The following is a 3,088-nucleotide window of genomic DNA, read 5'->3' on the forward strand; positions in this document are numbered from 1 at the left end:
AACGCGGGCGAGAACTGGGGCCAATACAGCTAACCCGATAAAGGCAATAATTAGGTTTTGTTCTGATTGAAAAGAAAACCGATAACCAATGCGCGATAGCCCAAATCGCACCGTGATCCAAACGCCAAAGGTCGCCAATAGCGCAATGTTTACATCGATATAATAGTTTACCAACGCACTAACCATTGCTCTTCTCTTGCTTGTCATCCAGCAAAGAACGGATCTGCTCAATCATCTCATCGGTGAGCATTTCATCGTCAACCAACCGCGCAACCAATGCACCCGGCGCACCATCAAAAAGCGATTTTGACATCTGGCGAATAGAGCGACCCTGATATTCATTTTTTGAAAGCACAGGCGTATAAACCAGCGCGCGATCTTTCTTGTCGCTGGCAACAAATCCCTTTTGTTCCAAGATCCGCATTACTGTGGCACCAGACGTGTAGGCACGGTCAACTTCCGCATCCATATTGGCCATAATTTCCCGCACGGTTCCTGATCCAACAGCCCAAAGGCCATTCATGAATTCAAGTTCAACACTGGTCAAAAAATCTGGGTCGTGCTTGCGGGCCATCGTTCACTTTTCATTGTTACAAATTTATCATCTAAAAACTTAGTACATATGCGCGCCCCTTGGCAAGCAACATGTGTTTAGTCAGGGTTTATCCTTTAAAAAGCAAACGCTTAACCGCCAACTGCCAGCCAGCATACTTCTCATCCGCCAGCTTTTTATCAACATTCGGCTGAAACTGATGCTCTAGCGACCATTGTTCAGCGAACTCTTCGGGCGCGCCACAAAGCCCAACGCTTAGCCCCGCTAGATATGCAGCACCTAAAGCCGTTGTTTCTGTAACAACCGGCCGATCCACCGGTGCTTGCAATTGATTTGACAGGGCTTGCATCGCATAGGCACTTTTGGCCATGCCGCCATCAATCCGCAACACGGTTTGCTCTTTCGCCCCCCAATCCTCGCTCATCGCTTCAATTAGATCGCGGGTCTGAAAGCCAACGCTTTCCAATGCCGCCTTTGCAATTTCTTCGGGGCCAGTGTTTCGGGTAAGACCAAAAATCGCACCCCGGCATTCAGCGTCCCAATAGGGAGCGCCAAGCCCGGTGAATGCGGGCACAAAATAAACATTTTCGGTTTGATCTGCCGCCTCTGCCAATGGACCCGTTTCTGCAGCACTTCGGATCATTTTCAAACCATCCCGAAGCCATTGCACAACAGCACCAGCGATAAAAATCGAGCCTTCCAGCGCGTAGGTCGGCTTGCCATCCAATTGATAGGCGATGGTGGTGAGCAGCCGATTATTCGACAACACAGGCTTTTCGCCCGTGTTGAGCAGAACAAAACAGCCCGTACCATAAGTTGATTTTGCCATCCCCGGTTTAAAACAAGCCTGACCAACTGTTGCCGCCTGCTGGTCACCCGCCACCCCACGAATGGGAATGCCGACACCCCCGAAAAGATCATCCCGCGTAACGCCAAAATCATCAGAGCAGTCTTTAACCTCAGGCATCATGCTTTCTGGAATGCCAAAAAGTGCCAAGAGGTCTTTATCCCAACACCCGTCCATGATGTTATAAAGCATGGTGCGGGCTGCGTTTGTTGCGTCCGTGGCGTGTACCGTCCCACCAGTTAAACGCCATATCAAGTAGCTATCCACGGTTCCGAATAGCAGATCGCCGTTTTCGGCCCGCTCGCGCGCACCTTCAACGTTTTGCAAAATCCAATGCACTTTTGTGGCCGAAAAATATGGGTCCAACAAAAGACCCGTTTTTTGGCGCACCATTTCTTCATGGCCCGCATCACGCAATGACTGACAGTATTCCGCCGTTCGCCGGTCTTGCCAAACGATGGCATTGTAAACAGGCTTGCCGGTTTTTTTATCCCACACGATGGTGGTTTCGCGTTGATTGGTAACGCCAATCGCCGCGATATCTCGCGGCGAAAGGTTTTGTTTTTCTATGGCGAGATGGCACATGGCAACAGTGGTTGACCAAATCTCTTCTGGGTCATGTTCCACCCAACCCGACTGGGGGAATATTTGCGGAAACTCCTCTTGCCCAGTCGCTAGCGGGTTAAGTTGATCATCAAAAACAATCGCCCGACTTGATGTTGTGCCCTGATCAATCGCCAGAATATAGTGCGCCGTCATTTAGATTTGCTCACGCTTTCCAAAAACAAAATGTGCCCCAGCATATCGCTATTCCCAACGGTATCCATAGGGGAGTGCCAAAAATCCCCAACCAAGCGAGAAAAATATAAGCGCTACCCAAAAGCGTAAGGAATAATCTATCGCCTCGCGTCGTCACAAGTCCTAGCGCGCCTTTACGTTCATCGCCACCCGGCTTGCGGATTTCAAGAACCGTCAAAACACCCATTGCGGAAAAAATACCAACAAACACCAGCGCCGTCGGCCACGTCCATGCCATCCAACTCAGCATTATACTCTCCCCATCGCGAAACCCTTCGCGATATAGTTACGCACGAAATAGATCACGATGGCCCCTGGAATAATTGTCAGCGTACCAGCGGCCGCCAACAATCCAAGTTCATAGCCCGCATTTGATGCGGTTTTGGTCATAGTTGCAGCAATTGGTTTTGCGGCAACGGCGGTTAGCGTTTTGCCCAAAAGCAATTCAACCCAGGAGAACATGAAGCAGAAAAATGCAGCCACCCCGACGCCAGCTTTGATCGATGGAATGAAAATGGTGACGAAGAACCGTGGGAACGAATATCCATCAACATAAGCGGTCTCATCCAACTCTTTGGGGATTCCTCCCATAAAGCCTTCCAAAATCCAAACCGCCAATGGGATGTTGAACAAACAGTGCGCAAGCGCCACTGCTAAGTGGGTGTCAAACAATCCAACAGAGGAATAGAGTTGAAAGAATGGCAGGGCAAATACCGCCGCCGGGGCCATCCGGTTGGTCAACAACCAGAAGAACAATTGCTTATCACCCAAAAACCGATAGCGCGAAAACGCATAGGCCGCGGGCAATGCCACACAAACCGAAATGACCGTGTTCAGCGACACATAGATGATCGAGTTGATATAACCCCAGTACCAGCTGGGATCGGTAA

5 protein-coding genes are annotated in these 3,088 nt (G+C 50.0%); all 5 read right to left on the minus strand.

Annotation, left to right across the window (positions count from 1 at the left end; translation table 11 throughout):
* The coding region (locus Q0231_RS13000) for a hypothetical protein (protein WP_299348001.1) at window positions 1–186 on the minus strand (186 nt) is incomplete at its 3' end.
* A complete protein-coding gene (locus Q0231_RS13005) occupies window positions 179–574 on the minus strand; it encodes a BlaI/MecI/CopY family transcriptional regulator (protein ID WP_269393662.1) in 396 nt (131 codons plus the stop codon). The genes Q0231_RS13000 and Q0231_RS13005, both read right to left, overlap by 8 nt.
* An 88-nt stretch (window positions 575–662) precedes the next feature.
* A complete protein-coding gene (glpK, locus tag Q0231_RS13010) occupies window positions 663–2,159 on the minus strand; it encodes a glycerol kinase GlpK (protein WP_299348003.1) in 1,497 nt (498 codons plus the stop codon).
* Between the two features lie 10 nt (window positions 2,160–2,169).
* Window positions 2,170–2,448 carry a DUF2160 domain-containing protein gene (locus tag Q0231_RS13015; RefSeq protein ID WP_299348005.1) on the minus strand — a complete coding sequence of 93 codons (279 nt, stop codon included), beginning with the start codon at window positions 2,446–2,448 and terminating at the stop codon, window positions 2,170–2,172.
* Window positions 2,448–3,088, minus strand: a 641-nt coding sequence (locus tag Q0231_RS13020; RefSeq protein WP_299348007.1) for a carbohydrate ABC transporter permease, incomplete at its 5' end; no start/stop codon positions are given. The genes Q0231_RS13020 and Q0231_RS13015, both read right to left, overlap by 1 nt.

This window comes from uncultured Maritalea sp., from assembly GCF_937139385.1.
GTDB classification, from domain to species: Bacteria; Pseudomonadota; Alphaproteobacteria; order Rhizobiales; family Devosiaceae; genus Maritalea; species Maritalea porphyrae_A.

Excerpts from the sequence above, each read along its gene's own strand:
- Q0231_RS13005 (WP_269393662.1), bottom strand. The coding sequence starts at position 574 with ATGGCCCGCAAGCACGACCCAGATTTTTTGACCAGTGTTGAACTTGAA.
- glpK (WP_299348003.1), bottom strand. The coding sequence starts at position 2,159 with ATGACGGCGCACTATATTCTGGCGATTGATCAGGGCACAACATCAAGT.
- Q0231_RS13015 (WP_299348005.1), bottom strand. The coding sequence starts at position 2,448 with ATGCTGAGTTGGATGGCATGGACGTGGCCGACGGCGCTGGTGTTTGTT.